The following is a 21,517-nucleotide window of genomic DNA, read 5'->3' on the forward strand; positions in this document are numbered from 1 at the left end:
AAAAGATATGCTTATAATATCCCACATTTCAATTGGACACTCTAAAACCATTATTTATTTTGAGGGGAGATACACAAAATGCCATTATTACGTTTTGATTTGGTAGAAGGAAGAAGCGAAGAAACGTTAAAAAAATTATTGGATTCGGCTCACCATGCGATGGTGGAAGCTTTCCAAGTACCTGAAAGTGATCGTTATCAAATAGTTCATCAGCACCCGCCGCATGAGCTAATAATCGAGGATACCGGACTGGGATTTAAAAGAAGCAAAGACCTAGTAATCATTAGTATTGTAAGTAAAAAAAGAACTGAAAAACAGAAAGAAACCTTATACTCACTTCTTGCTCATAAACTTGAATCGGACTGTGGGATTTCTCCACAGGACTTGATGGTTTCTATAACAGAAAACAGCGATGCTGACTGGAGTTTTGGACGAGGGGAAGCACAGTTTCTAACAGGTTCATTATAGCTATAAAGGTATGCTTAACGTATACAATTTCATTGGAGGAGAATCTTTGAAGAATCAAACTTATCTTTTTTTAATAGGGGGAATATTTTCTTTAATCATTGCTATGGGGATTGGAAGATTTGCATATACTCCCATCCTTCCCCTTATGCAAAAAGAGCTTTCTTTATCAAATACAGTTGCTGGTTATATAGCATCCAGTAATTACGCAGGATATTTGCTTGGAGCAATTTTAGCAGGTGCCATTCCTTTTAAGAAGTATAGAACCATTTTGTTAAGAATAAGTCTAATCATCAGTATCTTAACCACTGCCCTAATGGGTCTCTCATACTCTCATTTACTTTGGAATGGACTTCGCTTTCTATCAGGGTTTGCCAGTGCGTTTGTGTTGGTCTTAGCCTCCGGTATCGTGTTAGATAAACTTGAAACTATAAGAAAAACCAGTTGGTCGGGGATTTTTTATGGGGGAGTAGGTTTGGGAATCTTTTTATCCAGTCTAATGATTCCGAGTTTAAACCATTTATTTCGGTGGGAAGGAACATGGATAGGATTAGCTGTTGTGAGTGGAATTCTTGCGATCTTTGTATGGATCTGGCTCGATGAAACCCCTACCGTTGTCGAGAAGAAAAATAAACAAGCTATTATTGTAAAAGTACCTCCCGCTAAATGGCTTACATGGTTGATTATTGCGTATGGTTTAGAAGGATTGGGTTACATTGTTACCGGAACGTTTATCGTATCCATCGCTGAAAAGACCACATACTTTCATAATGGTGCTACCTTAGTTTGGATGATGGTGGGATTGGCTGCGATTCCATCGTGTCTCATCTGGTCTTTACTAGCTAAAAAATGGGGATTCATTAAATCTTTAGTGCTTGCAATGGCTCTGCAATCCTTTGGTATTGCGATGCCAGCCTTTTGGATGTCAAAAACTAGTTTTGTCATAAGTGCTTTATTATTTGGAGCCACGTTTATGGGTATCACCACCCTTGCTACAACATTGGGACGGGAAATGAATCCATCTGATAGCAGTCGGACTATTGGCATTTTGACCGCTATTTATGCTATTGGACAGTTGATAGGACCAACCCTTGCTGGGGTTTTATCATCACTCACACATGATTTTAATGCTGCTTTTATTGGTGCAGCAAGTGTTGTCTTCTTTGGGGCAATTTTGCTTTCAAGTGGGATTCATTTCGAGATCAACCCTAACGTTCATCCATCCAATATAAAAAAAACAGAAGAGAATTAATTAGGATTAATATACAAAATTGGGGGAGTCATTGATGTTAAATAATGAAATGATGAAGCATTTGAAGATTAAGAATCCTATTATACAAGCTCCTATGGCTGGCGGGATCACCACTTCGAATTTAGTAGCCGAGGTATCCAATGCTGGAGGACTTGGAATGATCGGAGCAGGCTATCAGACACCAATACAAACGAGAGAGCAGATTAGAGAAATCAAGCAGTTAACTTCAAATCCTTTCGGCATCAATCTATTCGTGCCAAACGAATTTAACGTAACGCCTGACGCAGTCCAATCAGCTAACCAGCTTTTACACACCATTCGTAAGCAATTAAATTTAGAACAAACAGACAGCTTTGACATTCCTGACTATAAAAAAATTTATGAAAGCTTCATTGAACAAGTTAAGGTTGTCATTGAAGAGAATGTATCTATTTGTTCCTTTACATTTGGTATTCCTCCTAAGGAAGTGATTAATGAATTAAAACAGCATAACATCACTCTTATAGGAACAGCTACAACGGTAAGGGAAGCCGTTGAAAATGAAAAAGCGGGAATGGATATGATTGTTATGCAAGGCAGTGAAGCTGGCGGGCATCGCGGGAACTTTATTGATGGTCATCAGGAGAGCCTAGTAGGTTTAATGTCACTTATTCCGCAGGCTGTTGACAATGTAAGCATACCTGTTATTGCTGCAGGAGGAATTATGGATGGCAGAGGATTAATGGCTTCACTCTTCTTAGGAGCACAAGGTGTACAAATGGGTACAGCTTTCTTGACTTGTATAGAAAGTGGGGCACATAAGGTACATAAAGAAGCCATTTTGAATGCTGATGAAGACCAGACAACCTTTACTCGTGCCTTTTCTGGTAAATGGGCAAGAGGTATTAAAAACAAATTCATTGCAGATATGGTGGAGCATGAATTGCTTGTACCCGATTTTCCTGTTCAAAACCTATTAACTCAAGTAATTAGAAAAACGTGCAGTGGACAAAATAATCCAGATTTCATGTCCCTCTGGTCTGGACAAAGTCCAAGATTAGCCAAGAGTCAAACCGTTGAAAGATTAATGAACGATATTATGTCTGAATCTAAAATGTTGAGGCAGCAGCTCACTGCTCTTTAATAAATCTAAAATTGCCATTCATACAATAAGGTCACCAGATATTCCTGGTGACCATTTTTTGCATCGTTTCTCTATAATAGTAGCAAGTGTTTACTGCCTAAATAGTTTCATAAAGATAAGGCTGCCTTAAAGACAGCTCCGATCTTAAGCTAACGCACCCGTTAGCTCATTAAGAGGTACCTCCAACATTTTATCCTATGAACAGAGATGGAGTGGAAACTATTGTGTCATTTTCCTAATTTGAGCATAATGTGATATTACCCATTTAATTAATTTCCTCCTTAAAAACAATTAAGGAGATGTTTCTAGATGTCACGTTGTGAATCAAGTTGTGATGACGGTTTTGGATTTGGTGGAGGTTTCGCCTTTATAGTCGTATTGTTTATACTCCTAATCATTGTTGGAGCTAGCTTTGTCGGTGGATACGGCGGCGGTGGCTATGGTTACGGGGGCGGTTACGGAGGCTGCTGCTAAATAGTATGAAAAATGCCGACCTTTATTGGTCGGCTTCTTCAAATTTGATTCCTATTTCTGAGGAATGATAGTTATTTTGAACACTCTAATTATGGTCCAGACGACAAAACGCGAAAAACTATGATAATACATTTTATGAAAAATAAAGCCCCGAATTTCCTACGCTTAGAATCCTTTTTCAGAGGTAACTAATTATTATGTCGTTTGTTAACTTCAATTGTAATGAACTCCGGCAAATAGCTGGGAGTACATCCTTTTGCTACTATTTCATCTTTGTAAAGACCCGTTTTCTCACCAAGTTTAATACAACGTGCACGATTCTTTTCATCATAAACGCCTATCCAGCCTGCGGTGAAATTCATAGCCCATTGAACTTCCGGTTCTTCCTGCGTAATATTAGCTTCTAATGCAGATAGCAAGTATGCGGTGTTATCAGGCGGTGTTTGTCCAGTCCATCTCAATCGCCCTTGATAATACCAGAAAGCTCGCCTTTGAAGAGCAGAAGGACTATTTTCCCATGACTCCATCAATGCAATTTTCTTCTTGTCTTTGGTGAGCTGATTAGCCATTAACCAATCCATTAAGTTATTTCGCTCATCAAAAGTGTGAGTCTGCATATCCTTATCAAGCTTATTTAGCACATCTTGTGAAAGAAGTTTTTTGTCCATAATTAAGATTGCTAATAGTCTGGGCAAAAACTCTTCGGTTGACCAAAGTTCCATAGCTAGTTCGTGATCTTTTTTAATGTCCTTCGCGATTTTTCGTAAGTCGCCTAGCTTAGTTTTACTATTGATCTGAGGTAGAATGTTTTCTGCTTTTGAAAAGCGTTTTATTTCTGTACCTTTATTTTCATTCATTTTATACAACTCCTTTATTAAAGCACTGTTTCATAATATGTCCTTGACGGGATATATCAAGAACTTAATTTCGTTATAAGTCTTATTGCAGTGGTGTGCCTCCAAAGTTAATATTGTAGTATATATCGTATTAAAGCTTTCTCCACCTATAATAGAAGAGCAACCATCTTTAATATAATAATAACATTTACTTCCTTTTAATTGGATACGAAAAGAGCATTCCTTTTTAAAGAAACGCACCCGTTAGTTGAAGGAAGTTTGTGCTTTTTTAGTCGTCATATTCATTTTCATAAGGGTTTGCATACAAATCAATATCAATTTCAGCTTTAACACTATTTGCAAATTCAATCTGTTCGTTATCAAGATACAAAACCGGTGAATCTCCATTTTCCATAATAATAACGATGAAGATTTTACATTCCAGTTTATACTTTGCTTTTACCTGATTTAGTATAGCTGCTTTATTTTTTAACGGTCCTAAAATCTGGTCCATTTGTTCCTTCACATCATAGGATTCTTGATAGCCCGTACTTAATTCCCAGGCTGTTTCTTTTCGATAAAGAGTTTTCGTTGAAATAACATTTGGATTATGAGGTCTTACAATGACTTCACCCTTTTTATAGGTTTTTGTTGGTTCAGTTTCTAACGTTTCGGTCACATAATCTATTGGAAACTCATCTCCATACAAGCAGAAATAAACCATTACTTGAGTTTTGTCCAAGTACAAATTTCCCTCCCAGTAGTTCTCATTTTCCATCTTTTCTATTGAAATTATTATATCACCCTTATGCAACTAACCTGCCCCGATAGTTCCATAAGAAAAAGCTGCCTTAAAGACAGCTCCGATCTTCAGCTAACGCACCCGTTACTTTAAGTACAATACTTCACAAAGTAATGAATAATACTCATCAAAAAATACTGTAACCATTCCTCTCTCACAGTTGAAGGTTTTATGGCCTTCTTTATAACTACCTCAACAAATTGTTGTTTTCGTTAAACGGATCATATGATTCCTTTTATGTAAGTCACCAACTATTTTCCACAAGTTACCCTTCATTTTTCTTCCACTTACTGGAATTATGGAGACTTGAAAGGAATTTCATCATACAATAAATTAGAAAGTCAATGAGAGGATTTTAGGTGAAAAGAGGTGTCTGAAATTTGAAACTTTTCCTTAATATTGACAAAGCATTTAAAGAAACAAGAGTTACCATCGAAGGTCCTGAGTTGGATGAAAATATACAGGAACTAATTGACTGCATCTATGGAAGGGAGCAACAATTCCTGATTGGAAAAAAGGGAGAAATGCAACATATTCTCAAACCGGATGACATCCACTATTTTCATACTGAAAACGATCATATTATCGCCGTAACAGAAAAAGATTCTTTTATTTTAAAAGAGAAATTATATGAGCTCGAGTCCATGCTCCCTTCTAAAAAATTTATCCGTCTGTCTAAATCGGTTATCGCCAATTTGAATCAATTGAGCCGTTTTGAAGCATTATTCAATGGTACACTCTGCGTTTACTTCAAATCAGGAAAGAAAGAATATGTGTCTCGTACCTATGTCCCTGCGATTAAAGAAGCTCTAAAATTGAACAGGAGGAAAGTAGAATGAAAACATTTATAATCCGCAGTTTTATCGGTATTTTCTTCGGATGCTTTATTGCGGTTTTAGTCACCAATTTATATATCCTTTTCGGTGGCTTCGAAATGATAGATGGACCATTATTTTTGAAAAACTCCATCGGCTCCGCTCTTTGTGGCTGGTTTTTTACAGTCAGTCCCTTATACTTTGAAAACAGGAATTTGAAACTATCCCAGCAGACGATTCTCCATTTTTTAACCATCATAATCCTATACCTCATCTTGGCACTCACGATTGGCTGGATTCCATTTAATATTACCAACATTTTGTTAACACTCTTAATTTCCATTGTCGTCTATACGATCTTTTGGGTTGCATTTTATCTTTACTTCAAAAATCAAGCACGGAAATTAAATGATGATTTAAAGAAACTATGAGAATTGATGTTTATGAGGTACTGGGCTTTGGGCTAGCAAGGATATCCCAATTTAAAATAAAAAAATCTTCCGCCTTGGAAGATTTTTTGTTTAATTTTCCATACAGAAATATTGTGGTTATTAAAGTAAACTGCCCCTTTAGTTGCATAACAAAAAGGTTGCTTCAGCAACCTCCCTTATTGAACTAAAGCACCCGTTAGTTTAAGTGTACTCACTCACAAACTTTAAATTTTCATTCTAAATCTTATGGCTTAATTACTTAAAATACCATTTTAATGCATTCGTGTACAATATTTTTTCGGTAGCTTTTTCATCAATTAGACGCTGAATCAATTCAATGTCTGCATACAATAAGTAAAACAAAAACCCGAAATACAGACGCTCATGTTTGAGTGTCTGTATTTTCGAGTAGTCATCTATTTGTACACCTTCCGAACCTCCAAGATTAATGCAAGAATCATCAATTCTTTCTTTATTTCCTTCTTTATCAATATAAAAATATTGATTATTGATAATCCCTTCTCTTTCAGGAAGCGGACTGAGTGTGTATCCTTTTTCATTAATTCGATAAATATCAAAGTCTTCACTTTTTTTAGGTTTTGGAGCATCCTTGATATTGTACACCACTCTAACTTCACCCTCATACCCTTTTGGAATGAAATAGAATTCATTTGTATGCTTTTCAAACAATGGACCCGAGACAGTCATTGACCCAAATAAAGCTAAAGAGAATAAGATAACAGTAGTTAGCGTGTTCGTAATTATTACCTTGTTGGCCGGCTTTATCCCCCTGTTGTGTTTTCTCATTCTCTGCCATTCTTCTGATAGGAAGAAGAGCAAAGAGCAGATGACCGCATAAATTCCGAGTTCTCCTAAAAATATGGAGGGCAGAAAACCGAATACCAGATAGAACAAGGATGCGAAATTAAATCGATTCTTTCCGATTTTCATTGTTACAAAATCCGAAAGAAAGGAAACGGGTAACCCGTAAACAACATTGCCTATGAAGGCATATACCATCGCGAATATAAAATAGATTGGCGAACCTGTTCGAAGTTCCAATAGGAGAAAGAACCCTCCGAGAATACTGCTGACGATCAAGACAGATTTAAGCTTTGTGGAAAGCATATCTTTCATTTTTATTCCCCTTTTGTTGTATCATCTCTACATTCGTACACAGAGCCTTAATTTCCTTTCCCTCATTAAACTCTTGAATGAATTGTTCTAACTTTTCTTATTGTGAATAATTGCTCTCCGTCGGAGCATTTCTGCACCCCATCAGACCCATAACGACGATAACGATGAATAATATGATTTTATATATCTATAACACCCACTTTTCCTTTTTTTACTTATGTACAGATAATAGTCGTTTTAGGCATTATCTGTACATAAGTAAAAGAGCTGCCACAGCAACCCTGTTTTTGATGTAAAGCACCCGCTAGCATATTAATAAAATTTATTGCTTGTCATCAGGTTCTTCTTTATCACTCATTGTTTTCTGATACTTACTAATATGATTAGCTATATATAAAAGTAAACCAAAACTCCCGCCAACTAATACCCCGAAACCTGAACCAGCAGCTACCCGCTCCAAGGCGTAAAAAACTATCACACCGAGAAGAACATATGAAAAAACTGTATCAATCTTAATCAAATCCACCCTTCTCCTTTACTGCAATATAAATTCATTTCAAATGCACTAACTTGCCTCATTAGCTGTAGAAGCACAATATTGTAGAAAATGTTTAAAGATTGAAGAAAAGCTCCTGTTAGTTTAATTTTCAATGTAATCTGCCTTATTAACTGACCTTAAAGTAATGTAACCAGACAAAGATAAATGGGATGGAGAGATAATAAATGTTTATTAAGCATCCTAAAGTCATTACGTACTTTATGAATCTTTTCTTAATAAGAATGGACAAAAATAGCCCAATAACCGGTAATAGAATAACTGCTATTTGTATCGTTATATTAACAAAATTGTGCATCCCCCAAGGACTAACATTCAACATCCCCTTACTATGGATGAACAATAAAGTTCCTGATAATATCCAAATCAAACTAGTAATAAATATATATATTACATTTCTCATCTTTATCTCCCTTTACAGAGTCCCCAGTCTTCTTAGTAAAACTTTAACACATAATTCCATTTATTTGGTTACATATTACCTGAATTATCCTTCCCCTTTAACTCCACAAAAAAAAGGCTGCCGCAGCAACCCCTTTTATTGAAGCTCAGTGTCTAATCAATTCATTTTTCCAATGCCATATTAACAGTATCTACGGCATGGATTGCGGCCGTATCAAATAATGGCACTTCTGAATCCTCTGGTTTTACCAGTAATCCAATTTCGGTGCAGCCTAATATTATTCCTTCCGCTCCTTCATCCACTAACCCCTTGATAATCTTTTTGTAATGATCTCTTGATGATTGTTTGATTTCCCCTAAACATAATTCTTCATAAATTACTTTATTGATCACTTTTCTATCCTCGTCATTTGGTATCAAAACCTTGATACCATTAGACTCAATTCGTGTTTTATAAAAGTCTTGCTCCATCGTATATTTAGTGCCAAGTAAACCAACCGTACTGATTTTGGACTTTTTAATTTGTTTTGCGGTTGAATCAGCAATGTGTAAAATCGGTAAACTGACTTTTTCTTCAATATATCCGACCACTTTATGCATCGTATTTGTACAGATGACAATCATTTCGGCACCTGCCTTTTCCAAAGACAGAGCTACATCGGCTAATAATTTACCGGAACTTTCCCAATCCCCTTCAGCTTGATAGCGTTCAATTTCTTCAAAATCCACGCTATATAAAATGCACTTGGCTGAATGCAATCCTCCCAATTTGGCTTTCACTTCCTCATTAATGAGTCGATAATATTCCAGCGACGATTCCCAGCTCATTCCGCCAATAAGGCCAATAGTTTTCACAAAGATTCCCCTTTTCATAGTTTAATTATCAGTCGAAAAACTCCATATGTGCTTTTTCTTGTTTGTAGTAATCTATTCTGTTTTGTAAAGTACCTGTATGAAACTCGAACTTATGACCATCTGGATCAGTGAAATAAATGGACTTCTTATCTTTTTCATCTCTTGGACGTCCTGACAGGATGTTTACTTTCAATTCCTTTAGTTTCTCGTACATGTTCATAAAGTCAGCTTCTTCTATGGAAAATGCTATATGTGTGTATGATTGGCTTATTTCATTACGGGGTATATCCTTTTCTGCATTCAGGGCAAGCCACATTCCATTCAAATCAAAATAGGCAGTGTTTATCCCCTTAACTAACAATTTTGCATCAAAAACATTTCGATAAAACTCAATGGATCTCTCTAAATTAGAAACTGAAAATAAAAAGTGATTCAAACCTTTTATAGACACTCTACCACCTCATATTAAGGTTGCTTTTTTTTCGCCATTAGACGCTTATAAAGAGGATACCCGAACATGTAATACCCTGAAAATGACAGCAGGATTAAGGATAAACCGGTCATTGTGAGGATACTGTATCTATACCAATCACCAAAGAAGGTTCCATCATGCAAAGTGATGAGGAACGTCGAGTAATCTGGATTTGTGGATAACACTTTTCCCGTACTCACATCTATTTGAACATTTTGACCATTATTAAAGCGAACCTGGTACACATTTGCACTTGGTCTATATTCAATTCTAAATATATCTTCAACCGAGTCTGCACCTGGAAGATCCTGTGACGTAGCAATGGACACGACCTTCTCCATAGGTATCGCTTGATCTGGACCTGCCTCTTTCCCCGTCCTTAACTCATCAGCCACTCCGAGTGGTAACATATAAACAAGCACGAGGCCTGTGACTGCGATGAACATAAAAAAAACGGATAAAACCAATCCAGTCCATTTATGTATTTTTCGGCTTAATTGATACAACTTTACAGATTTCGACAATGTTCCATCACATCCTTTGACTATTTTTCAAAACAGTAATATTCATACAATTATAAATTTTTCTTCATAACCACCCGATCTTCATTTACAATATAATCATTTTTCAGATAAAATGCTTCTGCAAGCCCGTCATTAGCAGTTAATAAATATAGACTTTTAATCTCTCTTTTCTGCAGTTCATCTTCTAAAGATTGAAGCATCTTTGAGCCATGCCCTTTACCTTGCATTTCATTATTTACACAAAGTTCTGCCAAATAAAAAGTTAAACCTTGATAAGACACCTTACTATTTCCAGCAACAAAACCAACAGTATTGTGATCAACCTGAAATAAAAAGCCAAGAAATTTAGGCGTATGAAATAAGTCGGAAAGTCTCTCTTTAGCCGTTTCATATGTCCAACTTTCATTCCATGGTTCACGATTAAACACGTTCATGTAGAGTTCAATACATTGCTCCATATTCTCCGATGTCAGTGGCAGCATTTCTATCATATTCATGCTTCCTTTCTATTTTCATTAAAATTTTGTATATTAATCCAAATTATATCTTATCTTATGTGAACTAACCTGTTTCTATAGGACCATAAAAGAAGATCTGCCTAAGCAGAAGAAAATCACCTAAAATACCAGACAACTATTATGGAGGAGAAAACAATGAACAGATTGGATAATTATGAGGTTCTGAATCAATTGAAATACATTGATGGCATTACCATTATCGATAATAAAGGGACAATCTTATTTACAATCAAATTTAATCCGCGATTTCACTCTGAAACTCTCGAACGGGAGGAAATATTAGGAGAAAGCTTATTTTCTGTATTTCCTACGTTGAATGAAAAATCGAGCACATTATTAAATGCCCTGAAAACAGGTCGCCCTATTTTTAAAGGCAAGCAAGAAATTGTTGATTTTATGGGACGGAAAATTGAAACCACAAATATTTCTTTACCAATCAGGGCCCATGGGAAAATTATTGGAGCAATTGAATTGTCGAAAGAAAGAAGTAAAGAAGATTCAACTCCTAATAATGTAATCGAAATCAATTCAGAAATGTTTAAAGGCGATAAACGATTACTGGAAAATATTCGGCCGGAACGGGCCAAATATACACTAAAAGATATTATTACTGATAACGAGGAAATGAAGAATTTAAAGCGTTTAACCGAAAAAATCGCTAAAGGAAGCTCACCCGTCTTTATATATGGTGAAACAGGAACAGGAAAAGAATTATTTGCCCAATCACTGCATAATGCCAGCACTCGTGCAGAAAAGCCTTTCATTGCGCAAAACTGTGCAGCCATTCCGGAAGCCTTAATTGAAAGTATTCTGTTCGGTACAATAAAAGGAAGTTTTACAGGAGCAGAAAATAATCCAGGTTTATTTGAAATAGCGGAAGGAGGAACCATTTTCCTGGATGAGATCAACTCGATGCCCATTCATCTCCAGTCCAAGTTATTAAGAGTACTGCAGGACGGATATATTCGAAGATTAGGAGATAGAAATATTAGAAAGGTTGATGTGCGTATAATCACGGCGTCCAATAAACGCCCTGAAGATTGTGTAAAGGATAAAGATATGCGGCTTGATTTATATTACAGATTATGTGTAATGACGCTCAATATTCCGCCATTACGTGAACGGAAAAATGATATTAAGCCTTTATTGGATTTTTTCATCTCTAAATATAATGTGCTGCTTCACAAAAATATTACCAACGTATCCAAAGAAGTATATGACTTTCTCTTGAGGTACAACTGGCCAGGGAATGTACGGGAATTGGAACATATTGTTGAATTTGCGATCAATCAAATAGATGAATGGGAAGATACACTTCAAATGAAAGATATTGAAGAGCGTGTGAAAAATTTCATTAGACATTGTGAAGAAGAGTTTCAGATTGAACCATTAAAAGATGCTGTTGCCAGATTAGAAAGGAACATGATCGAAAAAGCAATCCATGAAACCAAAAACAACGTATCGCAAGCAGCTAAATTACTCGAAATACCAAGACAGACTTTGCAAAATAAGATCCGATTGTACGAAATAGTGCCCAAAAGCTAACAATGGACAAATAAACGATGTAGAAAGTGCCCAAAATATAACATCCATTGCTTAAATATTAACAATTCAATCATTTTCACTATCTGAAATCGACATTATCATAATGCGAAACTCTTATTTTCCTGCATAAAACAGCGGAAAATGATGAGATCTTTTGGCATACTTCTTGCTTAGTTTACAGATGTAACATAAAGCATTTCCTCTCTATAAAAAAATAGGAAGAAGGGGTATTGTATGAAAATTGGTATGCCGAGGGAAATCAAGGCTGGAGAAGATCGCGTTGTATTTACACCAATAGAAACTGCTGAGTTAGTCGGAGATGGGCATTGCGTGTTGATCGAGACAGAAGCTGGTTTGAAAGCTGGCTTCACTGATAAGGAGTATGTGGAAGCAGGCGCACATATCAGACTGACCATGGACGAAATATATAAGGAAGCCGACTTTATTGTGAAAGTTAAGGAAATTTCACCCGAAGAATATGAGCTGTTGAGGGAAAATCAATTGATCTTCGCCTGCCTCCATCCGGCTTCAAACAGAGAAGAAGTGGACGTATTAATGAAGAAAAAGGTGATTGCACTTACGGCAGAGGATTCCCATAGATACGGTTCCCCGAATTGCGAAGTTGCAGGCAAATTAGGCGCTTTAATGGGAGCTTATCATTTGCTTAGTATTAATGGAGGAAACGGACAGCTTATATGCGGAGTCGGCGGCGCACCGGGAGCGAATGTCCTGGTCCTTGGTGCTGGAATTGTTGGAAAGGCAGCTACAGAAATTGTTTCCGCCTTAGGTGCTGACGTTACCCTGATGGACATCAATATAGGTGCATTAAGACATTGCCAAGAAATTTTCCCTAAAAATGTAAACACAATGATATCCAATCAACAAAGCATCAAAAAAGTCCTTCAAGATATAGACTTAGTCATCAATTGTGTTAAATGGCCAAAACATAGAAAAGATCATTTAATTACTAGAGATATGTTAAAAATCATGAAAAAAGGTTCAGTGATTGTAGACATCAGTGCGGATGTTGGCGGGGCAATTGAAACCTATAAACCGACAACACATGCAGACCCTACTTATGTGTTGGACGGCGTAGTTCATTACGGAGTGGATAATATACCAGGAGCTGCACCACATACTGCCTCTAAAGCCTATGCTGCAGCCGTGCTGCCTCATATCCGGTCCATCGCGAACAACGGTGTAGCCGAGGCGTGCAGGAGAGATGGATTCTTAAGAAGAAGCTTAACCGTATATAAAGGCATTCTTACACATGAAGAAACATGTGTCGTTCAAGGCAGGGAATTCACATTTCCGGAAGAAGCACTGGGTTTAACGGATCGCAATGATCTCGATTTTGTACCTAATGCTACAACTACAAAATTACCGATGAAAATGAGTTAGCATATCAACCATTTAAAAAGAAAGAAGTGTTAAGGGGGGAGAAAAATCCATGAATGAAGTTGAAAAAAAGGTTTCACTCAAGGTGGCATTGCTGACTATTCTTGTATTGATAACGGTTTTATCAATCGGTAACGGCATTTTGAAACTGCCTACTGATATCGTATTTATTGTCGCAACGATCGCAATTTCCATCGTTCTATTAACACAGGGATTTAAAGGCAAGGAACTGCAAGAATATTTTGTTGATGGTTGCAAGAAATCATTGCTGGTCGTGTTGATTTTAATGAGTGTAGGTATGGTTATTGGTTCTTGGATTGTTTCGGGGATTGTTCCCTCCATTATTTTTTATGGACTAAAATTATTGTCTCCCACCGTGTTTTTAGTATCAGGCTTTCTGATATTATGTGTTACCTCCTTTTTTATCGGCAGCGCTTATGCATCAGCCGGAACACTTGGGGTTGCATTTATGGGCATTGGCTATGGAATGGGAATACCACCTGCATTAACGGCAGGCATGGTTGTATCGGGGGCCATATTTGGAAATAAAATCTCGCCATTTGCCGACACTACTAACTTGGCAGTGGCAGTTACGGGTGTTGAACTCACGAGCCATATTCGGTCCATGCTTTATTCCGTTCTCCCCATACTAGTCATCAGTACCATCTTGTATGGAATTCAGGGAATGAAGTTTTCCCATAATTCTTTGGATGTGACCAAAATAGATTTAATTACAGATACATTGTCTGAACACTTTGTAATCAGCCCCTTTTTGCTGCTTGTACCGGTTATAACGATTTTATTGGCTGCCAAGAAAGTTCCCCCATTAATTGCCTTATTAATATCAGCCTTAGGCGGGGTGATTGCTGCTGCTTTAATTCAAACAAATTATGATATAAACACCATTTTCACCGCACTATCTAAAGGATTCCAAATACAAACCGGTGTCGAACAAGTCGACAACTTACTTAATAGAGGCGGTATAGCAAGCATGATGCCGACTGTTACTCTATCTATTTTAATTCTCGGTTTTGGAGAAATATTACAAAGAACAGGGATTGTAAGTGCTATTCTAGGCAGCATTAAGAATGCGATCAAAAGTGCACGAAGTCTTGTTTTAACAACCTTATTCTCAGGATTAGTGACAGATATGCTTACAGCAAGCCAGTATATGTCCATAATATTGCCTGGTCAAATGTTTAAATCCGCTTATAAAAAACATAACGTATCGCTAACCGTCCTTTCCAGAACATTAGAAGATGGCGGAACCATGTTTTCCTATCTCGTTCCTTGGTCGTTAACAGCCATTTATTTATCAGGGGTACTGGGAGTCTCGACTTTGGATTTTTTCCCTTATGCTTATCAAGCCGTCTTAACACCTATTCTTGCCATCATTTACGCACTAACAGGATTTGCAATCTTTAAAGAAAAAGGAAATGTGAACAAGGATAAAGAAAATCCGGAAGAAAAAACGTTCATGCAGAAAAAGATAAGCAATGATTGAACTACCCTCCACTTATCAATCTTACGGTCTGATTGAAGTGGGAGATTCCTAAGAACATTAGCCTATCGGCCAATTTTTAATTAGGCTATCCCCGTCGTTCCTACGGTTAGAAGCCTTATGGCTTCATTCATTAGATTGAGTCCCGCGTTAATATCTCGATCGTGGTGAGTAGAACAAGAAGGACAATCCCATTCACGAAGATTCAGATGTTTAACGTCTTTATTTTGGTACCCGCAGCTAGAACACAATTGGCTAGAAGCAAACGTTTTAGATACGGTCACGATTTTTTTACCATACCATTTTGCTTTGTACTCCAACATTTTTTTGAATTGGTACCAAGATACTTCACTGATAGCTTTAGCTAGTTTGTGATTTTTCATCATATTGGACACTTGCAAGTCTTCCATTCCAATAACATCGTGGTTTTTGATAATTTCGGTAGAGACTTTATGTAAGTAATCCATTCGGGCATTTGAAATTTTTTCGTGTAGGATGGCCACTTTTCGTTTTTGTTTTTGATAGTTTTTGGCTTCAGCCAATGTTTTTTTTCGATTCAAGGCTATTTCTTGTCGCCTTGAAAGAATCCGTTGTGCTTTGGCCAATTTTTTTTCGACCGTCCGGAAGAATTTTGGGTTTTGATAGACCGTACCATCTGAAAGAATCGCAAAGTTCTTCAAGCCAACATCTACACCGCACGAACGATTCGTTTTAGGATGTACTTGTACATCGGTTTCGGCTAAAACGGAAATGAAATATTTACCCGAAGGGTTCCGCCTGATTGTGGCATTGATGATTCGCCCTTCGACTTCGCGGCTTTTAGCAAAACGTACTAGACCGAGTTTGGGCAATTTGATTTGGTTTCCTATTATTCCGATATTTCCTTTCGTATGTTTAGTCGTGTAGGACTGGACCTGATTCTTTTTGGATTTGAAGCGTGGTGACTTGTTTTGCTTTTTATAATATCGACTATAGGCATCTGCTAAATTTTCCACCGATTTCTGTAAGGCTATACTGTCTACTTCTTTCAGGAAAGAATACTCTTTCTTTAAAGCTGGAAGTTCTTTGATTGTTGCGTATTTATTCAGAAAAGAACCTTCCCATCCATTAGAGGGTAATTGGCCATTCTGCTTCATTTCTTCACAGATATACCAGTAGGCATCTTTCTCCTTTTGTTTGCCTAAAAAGAAGTTATAGACAAAACGGGAGCAACCGATCGTTTTATTGATTAGAACTAGTTGTTCTTTAGTTGGGTAGATCCGAAATTTATAAGCTTTGTTTACGACCATAATTTCACCACCTTATAGTTATTATTAACCAACGAACATACGTTTGTCAAAAGATTACTTTGGCTTATGCCAACCGCCATTCATCTCCCTTACCGTTGGGCTCTCGCCCTTCACACGCTTGAAGAGGGAGTCATCTGGTGGGAAATGATAAAAACACTTTAGCTGACAGCCCCGCTATATAAGTTCTATGAAAAAAGGTCGACCAGTGATTTATACTGGCCGACCTTCGTTCATTAAGGATAGGATTTCATTGCCAGTCCCCGTAATTTGATAACTGTTTCATGAATAAAACTCTATCTTGATTTAGTCCGTCATAGTCAGAGTGGACTGAAACACCATCAATTAATTTATCTCCCTCTTCCATTTCAAATCCCATCTTGAGATGATAGGCAATTGAGGATTTGTTGACAGGAGACGTTACACAACGGACAATAATGCGACCATTTTGATGAACGACATTAAAAAACTGATTGTATAAATGTCTTCCGATATCATTTTTTCTGTATTCAGGATGTACGCCAACAAAGTGAATATATGCCTCATCAGATTGAGATTGAGATAGAATCCCTATTAGGAAACCGACTATTTTCCCTTCCTTTTCGGCAATGAGACTTGTATTTGTAAAATGATCAAAGAATAATTTCGGTAACATATCAGACATTTGCCTTCCGCCCCACCACTCATTTATCAGTGGCGATATTGCATAATAATCTGACCCTTTCACTGAACGAATTTCCACCCTTCTCCCCCTTTAATGATGCAACTAATCTAATTTTATCATTAAGGTGAGTTTCACCTTATTAATTCTATAACTAACCTGGCCCGTTAGTTCTGTAAGAACACATTATTTAACTAAGCTCAAATTCATTTAATATTTCCTCTGAACCATCTACTTTAATAGTCGTAATTTTTTCTTCCATTTAAGTTGCATAAAGAAAGAGCTGCCTTATAGACAGCTCTGATCTTAAGCTAACGCACCCGTTTTGTAAAAGCATATCACGGTTCAGTGCTGTCACCCTTCTTCATGTTAGAAGTCTTCATTCCACGTGATGTAGGAGGCAGTGGCCTTTGATTATCGCCTTCTCTTTTCAGATTAGTATTGGAGCTTAAAAATTCGGGTCTTTTTTTAAACGCCCACAATGGTCTCCTGAAGAATGTATCGCCTAGTCCTTCCGTATTAAGCGGAGCAAATGGTGACATATAAGGAACTCCGAAGGAACGCAGGCTACATAAATGGACTAGGACGACAAAAAAGATTAAATTCATACCATAAAACCCCATTGCACCTGCGCAAATGATAAATACGAACCGCAGCAAGCGAGCAGCAGTTGCCATGGTATAGGAAGGGGTTGCAAAACTTGCAATGGCCGTGATCGATACCATGATGACCATTGCCGGTGAAACAATTCCAGCCTGAACTGCCGCCTGCCCAATCACCAGGGCACCAACAATGGACATAGTCGCCCCAATGGCTTTGGGCATCCTTAAGCTTGCTTCTCGTAAGAGTTCAAATGTTATTTCCATGATGAATGCTTCGATAACTGCCGGAAAAGGAACGGAATCCCGTTGTGCTGCAAGAATGACGAGCAGCTTTGTTGGAATCATTTCTTGATGATACGTTGTAGCTGCTACATAAACAGACGAGGCAATTAGCGAAATAAAGAAAATAAAAATACGTAAAAAACGTATAGCTGAGGCTATATCAAAGCGAGCATAGTAGTCCTCGACAGATTGAAAGAATTGAATAAATAACGCAGGCACCAACAAGACAAAAGGCGTTCCGTTAACAAAAATGGCTACCCTTCCTTCAAGGAGATTGCCAGCGACCTTATCAGGTCTTTCTGTATGATCAAGAGTAGGGAATGGGGTCATGACCTGATCTTCTATCAATTGTTCAATATATCCTGATTCAAGAATACTATCGATATTTATTCCTTTTAAGCGCTCTTTGACCTCTTCGACGATTCCTTTTTTTGCAATCCCATTTATATACATTATGGAAACATCCGTCTTTGTCACAGTGCCTATTTTCATCGACTCTATCCATAAATCCGGACTGTTAATGATGCGGCGTACCAGGGCTATGTTTGTTGCATTCGATTCAGTAAACCCTTCTCTTGACCCACGGACCACTGAATTTGTGCTTGGTTCCTGAACAGAACGCCTTTCTCCCCCTTTTGTACTGGCAACCAGGGCTATGTTTATGCCATCAACAAAAATGACGCTATCCCCTGATAATAATGACAAAAATAATTTTCCCCAGTCCGTGACGGGTTCTACACCGCCGAGTGAAACCACGTCTTTAGAGATCACTTCCAGCGCTTCATGTGGAAGTAACTTTTCTTTTAGAAGTGGATTTTTCATGATGGATTCAATTAAAAAATCTGTAACACTTAGATTGTCTATCAGACCCTGTACATACAAAATAGACACCTTAATCTCAGGATTTTGACTAGTTTTCAACGTTCGTATAATGATATCCGGACTGTTTCCTGTTTTTTGCTTCACGATATCCAGATTGGCTGTTATAGAGCTGTCAATATTTTGGGGTGTTTTAATTATAGATTGATCTTTTTCTTTTTCGTCTATCTTTTGCTTCTTGCGTTTCTTCATTTGTCCTTTTTGTTTAAAAAAAGAAACCATAGCACCGGTCCTCTTTCAATCCTATTTCTTTTTATTCTGTCCCAAAAAATTGTTTTTTATGGATAACATCATTCCCAACAATATTATTAGATCTAATATTTAGGTATTCATTATGTAACCATCCTGCCCCCTCTTCCATAAGAAAAAGCTGACTTAAAGACAGCTCCGATTTTTAGCTAACGCACGTTATGGCAATAAGAAAATCAGCTTACTAATAGAATTTAGAGATTTATTTCAAGCACCAGAAGTGGGTTTTCGTAAAATATTCTCACCTTGTTTACGCTTTAGAAAAGGAATATCAAAAAAAGCAGCATATTTGCTGCCTTTAATTCAGGGTAGGTGAACTGTTTTAATATGATGAAGATTTAAATATACAGGTTCCTCCCTTGCCGTAATAAGTTCAACAAAATTATCTTCTAACTTATTAATTTGTCCAATTAAATTGGAATTTTCTCCTATATTAAAAATAATTAAGCTACCGATCAGTTTTTCCACTTGTACGTCAAAGGTTCTTGCCATTGAAAGTTTTGATGGATGTACAGGAAGATCCTTGTTACTTAAACCATAAGGAGTTTGATTGTCTGTGTATGGGATAATCCACTTTAAATGAAATAAAGGTATATACATAGTCTTATAAACTGGTGAATAGAATTCAAAGTAATTATTCATCACCCTTGTTATATAACCGTGTAAAGGCTGGTTACCAGTTACGTATATTTCCGTGAACATCCCTTTCGCGGATAAAAGAGTTTTTCGTAGTGATAATTCTTCCTCAGCTTCAATTCCAGGTGAGTCTACAGGAAGGAAAATCTCCTCGTTTTCCGTAGTATTTACTTTGCAATTTTGAATATGATTTATTGGAAGATACACAAAATCCTGTCCATTAAAGATAACCACTACATCAATACCAGTATCAACCAGTGTACCGAAAAAATATTTTTTTCCAGAAATTTCTATATTAATTGTTTCTCCTCTGAGCTTTTGTAAGATTTTATTCATAATCACCCCTCCTTCCTACTTTAATAACCAAGTGGTCCAAAAATACAGCGAGATTAAACTTACGATTAACCCAATAGGAATTATCAAAAAGGTAACTCTAAGATACCTCCCCCAGGAGATATTGATGGAGTGTTTTTTCAATATATACATCCAAATTAATGTAGCCAGCGTTCCAACAGGCGTTAACAAAGCACCTATATCGCTTCCAATCACGTTAGCAAGATAAGCAATTTGCACAAGGTGAGGATCCAATCCCATCTCTGTTATCGACAAAGTCCCTATCATAACTGCAGGAAGATTATTGAATAAGTTGGATAGGATAGTTAATAATATGCCCATGATCATGGTTGCGTTGAATGGGCTGTCCATAATTAAGGGTTTTAAATTGCTGACGATATAATCATTCAAGCCAACATTCTTCAAACCATATACCAGCACGTACATATTGAAAACAAATAAAAGAACATTCCAGGGTGTTTTCTTTACAATATCGCTAAGACCAGTTTTGTTTATACCATCTCAGTAATATCAAAAGGAACGCTCCCACCATACCGATCAATTCCAAGGGAACCCCAAATGGTGTAAGTGCGAAGAAGCTCGCCCGAGATAAAATGACGATTGCAAAACTCATTTTAAACAACTTCCAATCATTTCCTTCGGATTGTTGTTTAACATCGAGTGGATGAGTTTGCACAAAGCGTGAAAAGGTTTTATACCATTTTACAGGTACACTGGGAATTTTACTTGGAAGGTCCTTCTTAAAATATAGATAAAGTAATAAAATCCCTATCATTGAAGGAACAAACATCAAATTGATATAACTATTAAGGCTCAGTCCTACAATTTTTAGTGCAATCAAATTGGAAATATTGCTTACTGCTATTGGGGCACTCGCTGCCGTTGCAATTAGAGCTCCTGATATTAGAAAGGGGATTTTTTGTTGAGGTTTAATTTTTAGTAACGTTACAATGTAATAATGATAGGTGTTGTGATAAGGATACTTCCATCGTTATTGAAAAACATTGTCATGAAAAAACATAGGAGATTAGTATAGGCGAATAATCTAACCCCTGAACCCTTAGACCGGATGATGATATTTAAAGCAATCCACCTAAAAAAACAATGCTTTCAAGTACAATAGACATCATTATGGTGGATAATATGGTTAAAGAAGCGCCCCTGATAATATCAAATATATTTAAAACATCCATCCAAGGAACAATGCCTGCAACTAATACTGTCAATGCCCCTATTGTAGTAGGTATAGTTTCATTAATCCCAAATGGTCTCCATAACATGAGAATAATAGTTAAAGTAAAAATTATTTGACATCAAGACAATTTGTGAACTGAGCATTTACCTCCGCCGCCTTGTTTTTGGATGGTGTAATTTTTACGGTATCAGGAGTGGTTTGATTTTGAGGTTTTACAAAAAAGGTATAGAGGACTCCCCCAAGTACAGAAAAAAACAAAATCATCAT

At 37.0% G+C, this 21,517-nt stretch carries 26 protein-coding genes; 9 read left to right on the forward strand and 17 right to left on the reverse strand.

Annotated elements, in window-relative coordinates; all coding sequences use genetic code 11:
- Positions 1–78: 78 nt before the first annotated feature.
- The 4 genes from MKY17_RS23635 to MKY17_RS23650 all read left to right on the forward strand — a co-directional run bounded on the left by MKY17_RS23635 (position 79) and on the right by MKY17_RS23650 (position 3,314).
- Positions 79–468, forward strand: a complete 390-nt coding sequence (locus tag MKY17_RS23635; RefSeq protein WP_098372104.1) for a tautomerase family protein — start codon at positions 79–81, stop codon at positions 466–468.
- Between the two features lie 46 nt (positions 469–514).
- Positions 515–1,717: a YbfB/YjiJ family MFS transporter gene (locus MKY17_RS23640; RefSeq protein WP_286177102.1), complete on the forward strand. Its 1,203-nt coding sequence runs from the start codon at positions 515–517 to the stop codon at positions 1,715–1,717.
- A gap of 34 nt (positions 1,718–1,751) precedes the next feature.
- Positions 1,752–2,840, forward strand: a complete 1,089-nt coding sequence (locus tag MKY17_RS23645) for a nitronate monooxygenase (protein ID WP_098372106.1) — start codon at positions 1,752–1,754, stop codon at positions 2,838–2,840.
- Between the two features lie 309 nt (positions 2,841–3,149).
- Positions 3,150–3,314 (forward strand): YjcZ family sporulation protein, encoded by a 165-nt coding sequence (locus tag MKY17_RS23650; protein ID WP_076370340.1) that lies wholly within the window; start codon positions 3,150–3,152, stop codon positions 3,312–3,314.
- 188 nt (positions 3,315–3,502) lie between these two features.
- Here MKY17_RS23650 and MKY17_RS23655 read toward each other — a convergent pair whose 3' ends face one another.
- Together MKY17_RS23655 and MKY17_RS23660 are read right to left on the reverse strand one after the other, a co-directional pair.
- Positions 3,503–4,171, reverse strand: coding sequence for a DNA alkylation repair protein (locus MKY17_RS23655; protein WP_034310892.1), 669 nt, complete (start codon positions 4,169–4,171; stop codon positions 3,503–3,505).
- A gap of 268 nt (positions 4,172–4,439) precedes the next feature.
- Positions 4,440–4,892 carry a DUF4279 domain-containing protein gene (locus MKY17_RS23660; protein ID WP_286177103.1) on the reverse strand — a complete coding sequence of 151 codons (453 nt, stop codon included), beginning with the start codon at positions 4,890–4,892 and terminating at the stop codon, positions 4,440–4,442.
- A 440-nt stretch (positions 4,893–5,332) separates the two neighbouring features.
- On the opposite strand from MKY17_RS23660, the gene MKY17_RS23665 reads away from it, so the two are divergent.
- Both MKY17_RS23665 and MKY17_RS23670 read left to right on the forward strand, forming a co-directional pair.
- Complete coding sequence (locus MKY17_RS23665; RefSeq protein ID WP_098372107.1) at positions 5,333–5,791, forward strand: LytTR family DNA-binding domain-containing protein; 459 nt, start codon at positions 5,333–5,335, stop codon at positions 5,789–5,791.
- Entirely contained in the window at positions 5,788–6,198 is a 411-nt protein-coding gene (locus MKY17_RS23670) for a DUF3021 domain-containing protein (protein WP_098372108.1), read from the forward strand. The genes MKY17_RS23665 and MKY17_RS23670 overlap by 4 nt, the downstream gene beginning before the upstream one ends.
- A 255-nt stretch (positions 6,199–6,453) precedes the next feature.
- Here MKY17_RS23670 and MKY17_RS23675 read toward each other — a convergent pair whose 3' ends face one another.
- The 6 genes from MKY17_RS23675 to MKY17_RS23700 form a co-directional block, all read right to left on the reverse strand.
- On the reverse strand, positions 6,454–7,335 hold the full coding sequence (locus MKY17_RS23675) for a hypothetical protein (protein ID WP_098372109.1): 882 nt from the start codon (positions 7,333–7,335) through the stop codon (positions 6,454–6,456).
- Positions 7,336–7,657: 322 nt separating this feature from the next.
- Positions 7,658–7,855: a hypothetical protein gene (locus tag MKY17_RS23680; protein ID WP_098372110.1), complete on the reverse strand. Its 198-nt coding sequence runs from the start codon at positions 7,853–7,855 to the stop codon at positions 7,658–7,660.
- Positions 7,856–8,455: 600 nt separating this feature from the next.
- Entirely contained in the window at positions 8,456–9,148 is a 693-nt protein-coding gene (locus MKY17_RS23685) for an aspartate/glutamate racemase family protein (RefSeq protein ID WP_098372112.1), read from the reverse strand.
- A gap of 28 nt (positions 9,149–9,176) precedes the next feature.
- Complete coding sequence (gene fosM, locus MKY17_RS23690; RefSeq protein WP_098372113.1) at positions 9,177–9,599, reverse strand: FosM family fosfomycin resistance protein; 423 nt, start codon at positions 9,597–9,599, stop codon at positions 9,177–9,179.
- 14 nt (positions 9,600–9,613) lie between these two features.
- The gene (locus MKY17_RS23695) at positions 9,614–10,144 is read right to left on the reverse strand and encodes a PepSY-associated TM helix domain-containing protein (RefSeq protein ID WP_098372114.1); all 531 of its coding nucleotides are present in this window, start codon (positions 10,142–10,144) and stop codon (positions 9,614–9,616) included.
- 50 nt (positions 10,145–10,194) lie between these two features.
- Positions 10,195–10,635, reverse strand: coding sequence for a GNAT family N-acetyltransferase (locus tag MKY17_RS23700; protein ID WP_098372115.1), 441 nt, complete (start codon positions 10,633–10,635; stop codon positions 10,195–10,197).
- Between the two features lie 162 nt (positions 10,636–10,797).
- Here MKY17_RS23700 and MKY17_RS23705 point away from each other — a divergent pair, with 162 nt between their 5' ends.
- From MKY17_RS23705 to nhaC, 3 genes are all read left to right on the forward strand, one after another.
- Positions 10,798–12,207 (forward strand): sigma 54-interacting transcriptional regulator, encoded by a 1,410-nt coding sequence (locus MKY17_RS23705; RefSeq protein WP_098372116.1) that lies wholly within the window; start codon positions 10,798–10,800, stop codon positions 12,205–12,207.
- Between the two features lie 234 nt (positions 12,208–12,441).
- The gene (locus MKY17_RS23710) at positions 12,442–13,608 is read left to right on the forward strand and encodes an alanine dehydrogenase (protein WP_098372117.1); all 1,167 of its coding nucleotides are present in this window, start codon (positions 12,442–12,444) and stop codon (positions 13,606–13,608) included.
- A gap of 49 nt (positions 13,609–13,657) precedes the next feature.
- Positions 13,658–15,109, forward strand: coding sequence for a Na+/H+ antiporter NhaC (gene nhaC, locus MKY17_RS23715; protein WP_098372118.1), 1,452 nt, complete (start codon positions 13,658–13,660; stop codon positions 15,107–15,109).
- Positions 15,110–15,189: 80 nt separating this feature from the next.
- Here nhaC and tnpB read toward each other — a convergent pair whose 3' ends face one another.
- From tnpB to MKY17_RS23760, 9 genes are all read right to left on the reverse strand, one after another.
- Positions 15,190–16,395 carry an IS200/IS605 family element RNA-guided endonuclease TnpB gene (gene tnpB / locus MKY17_RS23720; protein WP_098372119.1) on the reverse strand — a complete coding sequence of 402 codons (1,206 nt, stop codon included), beginning with the start codon at positions 16,393–16,395 and terminating at the stop codon, positions 15,190–15,192.
- A 247-nt stretch (positions 16,396–16,642) separates the two neighbouring features.
- Positions 16,643–17,134: a GNAT family N-acetyltransferase gene (locus tag MKY17_RS23725; protein ID WP_098372120.1), complete on the reverse strand. Its 492-nt coding sequence runs from the start codon at positions 17,132–17,134 to the stop codon at positions 16,643–16,645.
- 257 nt (positions 17,135–17,391) lie between these two features.
- Entirely contained in the window at positions 17,392–19,038 is a 1,647-nt protein-coding gene (locus MKY17_RS23730; protein ID WP_098372121.1) for a spore germination protein, read from the reverse strand.
- A gap of 330 nt (positions 19,039–19,368) precedes the next feature.
- Complete coding sequence (locus tag MKY17_RS23735; protein WP_098372122.1) at positions 19,369–20,037, reverse strand: DUF2642 domain-containing protein; 669 nt, start codon at positions 20,035–20,037, stop codon at positions 19,369–19,371.
- A 15-nt stretch (positions 20,038–20,052) separates the two neighbouring features.
- Complete coding sequence (locus tag MKY17_RS23740) at positions 20,053–20,481, reverse strand: ArsB/NhaD family transporter (protein ID WP_339200905.1); 429 nt, start codon at positions 20,479–20,481, stop codon at positions 20,053–20,055.
- 49 nt (positions 20,482–20,530) lie between these two features.
- Positions 20,531–21,007 carry an ArsB/NhaD family transporter gene (locus tag MKY17_RS23745; RefSeq protein WP_339202444.1) on the reverse strand — a complete coding sequence of 159 codons (477 nt, stop codon included), beginning with the start codon at positions 21,005–21,007 and terminating at the stop codon, positions 20,531–20,533.
- A complete protein-coding gene (locus tag MKY17_RS23750; protein WP_339202446.1) occupies positions 21,001–21,144 on the reverse strand; it encodes an ArsB/NhaD family transporter in 144 nt (47 codons plus the stop codon). Before MKY17_RS23750 ends, MKY17_RS23745 begins: the two co-directional genes overlap by 7 nt.
- Positions 21,135–21,335 (reverse strand): ArsB/NhaD family transporter, encoded by a 201-nt coding sequence (locus MKY17_RS23755; RefSeq protein WP_339200906.1) that lies wholly within the window; start codon positions 21,333–21,335, stop codon positions 21,135–21,137. Before MKY17_RS23755 ends, MKY17_RS23750 begins: the two co-directional genes overlap by 10 nt.
- A gap of 23 nt (positions 21,336–21,358) precedes the next feature.
- Positions 21,359–21,517 (reverse strand): hypothetical protein, encoded by a 159-nt coding sequence (locus MKY17_RS23760; protein WP_179891095.1) that lies wholly within the window; start codon positions 21,515–21,517, stop codon positions 21,359–21,361.

This window comes from Peribacillus sp. FSL P2-0133, assembly GCF_037975445.1.
Classification (GTDB): domain Bacteria; phylum Bacillota; class Bacilli; order Bacillales; family DSM-1321; genus Peribacillus; species Peribacillus simplex_E.